This is a genomic window from Sulfuricaulis sp., from assembly GCF_049587675.1.
GTDB lineage: Bacteria > Pseudomonadota > Gammaproteobacteria > Acidiferrobacterales > Sulfurifustaceae > Sulfuricaulis.
Genome location: NZ_JBAVEJ010000179.1, coordinates 1 through 4,521 on the forward strand (window position 1 = coordinate 1; position 4,521 = coordinate 4,521).

Genomic DNA, 4,521 nt, shown 5'->3' on the forward strand with positions numbered 1-4,521 from the left:
CGCTGTCGTTGATGCCGCCGGCCACCGGCGCGCTGCGCGACTTTTCAACGATCGCGCCGGACCTGCCGCTGCTCGAGGCGGAAAAGTGCGTCGGCTGCATGGAGTGCGTCACCCAATGTCCCGACACCGCGATCCTGGCCAAGATCGTGCCGGCCAGCGACCACGCGGCGCTGTCCGAAAAACTCAAAATGGCCGGGCACGGAGATTTCATCGCGGGTCAGTTCGCCCGGACCACGAAATACTTCGACGTGCCGGCGCGCAAGGGCAAGGAAGGCGGTATGTTCTATCTCATCACCGACCCCGGCAAGTGCAAAGGCTGCGGCGAATGCGTCGCCGCCTGCGGCGATCATCAGGCGCTGCGGATGATCCCCAAGACCGATGTGAATCTGGCGCAATACCGCGCCGCCACCCGGCTTTTCCGCGAACTCCCCGACACGCCGCGCGACTACATCCAGGACAAGGTGCTGTCGGACATGATGCTGCGGGAATCCACGCACCTGTACTGCGGCGGCGCGGCCTCGTGCATGGGTTGCGGCGAGGCCACCGCCATCCGCATGATGCTGACCGCGACTTCCTTCGTGCATGGTGAGAACTCGGTGGGCCTGGTCGCGGCCACCGGCTGCAACACCGTGTTCGGCTCGACCTACCCGTACAATCCCTACCGCGTGCCGTGGACCAATTCGCTGTTCGAAAACGCGCCCGCGGTGGCCATGGGCATCCGCGCCGAATGGAACGGACGCGGATTGAAGGACAAGCGCCTGTGGGTGCTGGGTGGCGACGGCGCCATGCTCGACATCGGGTTCCAGTCGCTGTCGCGCATGCTCATGAGCGGGATGGACATCAAGGTGCTGGTGCTCGACACGCAGGTGTATTCCAACACCGGCGGCCAGGCCTCGACATCCACGTTTCTTTCCCAGGATTCCAAGATGTCGGGCTACGGCAAAACGCAGCACGGCAAATCCGAGCGTCGCAAGGAACTGGCGCAGATCGCGATGATGCATCCGGACGTGTTCGTGGCCCAGACCACGGCGGCGCACATCAACCACTTCTACCGCGCGATCATCGCGGCCAACGCCTACCCGGGGCCGGCGGTGGTGGTGGTATACGCCCCGTGCATGCCGGAGCACGGCATCGGCGACGCCGCCGCCTTCGGCCAGGCCAAGCTCGCGGTGGACGCGCGCGCGTTTCCCTTGCTCGTCTACGACCCGCGCGCGGGCGAATCCCTCAAGCAGCGTCTGAGCTTGCAGGGCAATCCGGCGCGCAAGGACGACTGGTACGTCACGCCCAAGGGCGAGACCGTCAACTTTACCACTTTCGCGCGCACCGAAGGCCGTTTCGCCAAGCACTTCGACCGCGACGGCATGCCGTCGCCGGAACTGCTCAAGGCGCAGGAGGACCGCCTCAAAAATTGGCGATTGCTGCAGGAACTGGCGGGTTTGCGTCCATCCGAAGCGTAGCTGAAGTTGCAATAAGCCGTGGCATCGACTGGCGGGTGATCCCGGTGACCACGTCGATCATCGGCTCAGTACAGGCGGAAACCGGAAGACGGCGGAGTCTGATAACCCACCACGCGACCGCCCGGATTAAATAACACCGAGCCGCTGCCGCCTGCAGGATAATAGTAGTACCACACTTTATTACCGCTCAGGTCAAACGTCTGTTGCGGCGCACCGAGCAGTCGCGTTACCTCGTCCCGACCGAGACCACGCTCAATTCTTTTCCAGCCTTCAAGTACCGCCGCGTCCTCCCGACGCAACTGGGCCGCAGCCTGAGCCGCGACTTCCGAACTCGTGGCGACTGGCGCTGGGGCAACTGCAACCGATGCAGGCACTGAGGGTGTCGCGACCGTGGTCGGTGTGCCCACTGTCCGGGCTTGCTCGAGCGCTGATACCTTGGCATCGAGCGTGCGAATCTGGGCCTCGAGTCGTTGCAGTTGCGCCATGAGCGCCTGGCAGTCGGCATCATTGGCCCGCGCCGACGCAGGCACAGCAACGGCGAACGCCAGGATGGTCAGGAACGAAAATGCGCCAACCACGCGCACGAAGATCCACTCTGCCTTGGGAACGTCGGTAATCATGATTAATTCCTCCAGCTGAAAGGACGGTGCGGGATCGATCCCGCACCGTCAAGCACTATTACCGTTCGTTTACCACATGAACCAGCCGTAGGCATACAGCGTGTTGTTGTCCGACGCCTTGCGCCCGAGCCCGTCGTAATTGTCGGAGGCGCCGTTGAACTTGTTGTAAGCCGTGTACTGCACACCGAACTGCACGTTCTGCCACGGCAGATAGGTGCCCTGCAGGATCCAGCCCGCATTATCAGGACTGCCGTTGGCGCTGCCGAGTCCGGGTGCCGGATCGCAGGCGGTTACTGCGCCCGTAACTGGATCGGGATTTGCAACACCGCAACCGCTACCGACCAGAGCCGGGTTTTGCGAGGTCGGGTAACGCGTCATGTCGGTACTGCCGGTGGTGCGGAATACACCGACCGTGGCGGCGCCGCTGACGCCAAAGTGATATTCGCCGTTCAACTTGAAGGTATTGAGATTGTCCGAAGAGTTGGACACGGTTGGCACCGCCAGATTGTGGCTGGCATCGAAGGTCGTCTTCTCTCGGATATAAGTGCCGCGGACCACGATTGAGTTGCCGCTCGCTAGATTGCGCTCGTATTGGGCATCGACCGCGGTGTCGACGTACTTGTCGGCGGTACCAACCGTATTCGGTGAGATGTCCACCCACAGGCCATAGGCGCCGACCTCGAGGAAGTTGTCACCGAAATTGGTCTGGTAGGCGAGCCGGAGATACGGCGCCACGCCCTTGATCGTGGGAATGTCCATGCTGCTGCCATACGGCTCGGCCACGCCCACATGCTCGGAACGGTAGAGACTGAAGTTCGCGTACCAGTGGTTGTCGAACATGGTGTACCCGCCGATGCCGACCACATCCTGCGCCAGCCCGCCATCAATCAGCGTACTGGCGATTGGACCCGGTGCGATATCGGAGCTGACAAACGGGAAACCCCACGCGGGTGTGCCCTGATAGGGATCCTCGACGGTCGGGCTGTTGTTGAACGTCAGGCCGTAGATCGCGTTCGTTCCGCCCACGGTTCCCTGATTGGCATAGCGGAAGTCGACATTATCGATCGAGAAGTGATCGTCAGCATGCGTGTAAGTGATCTGCGAAAACGTTCCCATATGATCGGAGATCTCGCCGGCGAAGAAGAAACTAAGCTGTTGCGGGAAGCCCCAACCGCCGTTCTGCGTGTTGTCGCCATTGACGGGATCGCTCAAGGACTTGTTCAAATTGGTGAGCGAGGTCACGAACATCGCCGACAGCGGCGGGACTTCGTTGATCTTGAGCCCGCCGCCCGCCGGCGACTGGATCTGACTCAAACCCGTGGTCACGTAGCCGTTCAGTTTGAACAGCCGGCCGAACGAGGTAAGTTCGGGATATGTGCTGTGGCACGTGGCGCAGGGCAGGCCCGTCTGGCGGGCGTAGCTTGGTACGGCGTGGGCGTCGGGCGTGAAGCCCAACAGCATCGCGCCCATCAATACCGTGATGGCGATGAAATGATTAATGAAGAGTTTCATGGTTATGCCCTCAAGCAAAACAGTTAAATCTGGAAAAAACTGTTTATGCGCTGGCGTTGGCATCGCGTGCCAACCACCAGGCAGACGACGAGGGCAAAAAACTAGTTCAGGAGACGACCGTATCTCAGGAAACGGGGCTCCACAAAGGACGCGACGTAGACTGGGCGGACGTGCCCATATATGGCAACGCGTCGATGCGGTACTTCGGGGGCAAGACCAAGGGGTTGCGGGTCCTCCAAGCCGGTGGGTGCCGCGGCATCGGAATCCACGGCATCCTGGTCATCAAGGCTTATTGAATCATCGCCATTCCCGCGCCGGTCGGGCATCGTGGCCGACGTGACCTGATCCGCCGCGCGATAGTCGACGTTCGTCATGCCGGCCGCCAGACGTTCCGCGGCAACTCCGGCGGTCGACAGCGTCATACACCCTGATCCGATCCAAGCGGCCAGAATACAGATCAGGTATTTCGTGGCAGTGTTTCTCATCGCGGCTGTGTTGCTTTCTTCACGCAATGTCAATTTAATTAGTCCGACGATTTTATTCAATCTATCCGTTCCGTACCTGTTATCTTTGATATGAATCAATAGGCCTCGTTCGAACTGAAAGTATCGGAACACGACGCGCAGGAATGACACGCCGCGCCGGGAGCGGATGGACTAAGCCACGTAAAGGTAAATGGCGAAGAAATGGCTGACGCTGCCGGCCAGCACGAACAGATGCCAGACGCCATGCGCGTGCCGCAGCTTCGCGTCCAAAGCGTAGAAAACGATGCCGAAGGTGTAGAACAGCCCGCCCAGCAGCAGCCAGACAAATCCCGCCCACGGCAGGGCCTGCAACAGCGGCTTCAGAGCGATGAGCACGAGCCAGCCCATGAGGACATAAATCACCACTGGCAGTATCCGCGCGCCGCGACGCGGCAGGAACTCGAGTAC

At 61.0% G+C, this 4,521-nt stretch carries 5 protein-coding genes; 1 reads left to right on the top strand and 4 read right to left on the bottom strand.

All coding sequences use genetic code 11. The annotated features are described in order from the left end of the window. Nucleotides 1-1,457 (top strand): thiamine pyrophosphate-dependent enzyme (locus WB402_RS09140; RefSeq protein ID WP_424207105.1); only part of this gene is annotated, 1,457 nt, incomplete at its 5' end. A gap of 65 nt (nt 1,458-1,522) precedes the next feature. Here the strand turns inward: WB402_RS09140 and WB402_RS09145 are convergent. The 4 genes from WB402_RS09145 to trhA all read right to left on the bottom strand — a co-directional run. Then, the gene (locus WB402_RS09145) at nt 1,523-2,077 is read right to left on the bottom strand and encodes a hypothetical protein (protein WP_424207107.1); all 555 of its coding nucleotides are present in this window, start codon (nt 2,075-2,077) and stop codon (nt 1,523-1,525) included. Between the two features lie 69 nt (nt 2,078-2,146). After that, nucleotides 2,147-3,589 (bottom strand): cytochrome C, encoded by a 1,443-nt coding sequence (locus WB402_RS09150; protein ID WP_424207109.1) that lies wholly within the window; start codon nt 3,587-3,589, stop codon nt 2,147-2,149. A gap of 101 nt (nt 3,590-3,690) precedes the next feature. Further along, nucleotides 3,691-4,011 (bottom strand): hypothetical protein, encoded by a 321-nt coding sequence (locus WB402_RS09155; RefSeq protein WP_424207111.1) that lies wholly within the window; start codon nt 4,009-4,011, stop codon nt 3,691-3,693. 234 nt (nt 4,012-4,245) lie between these two features. Next, the coding region (trhA, locus tag WB402_RS09160) for a PAQR family membrane homeostasis protein TrhA (RefSeq protein WP_424207113.1) at nt 4,246-4,521 on the bottom strand (276 nt) is incomplete at its 5' end.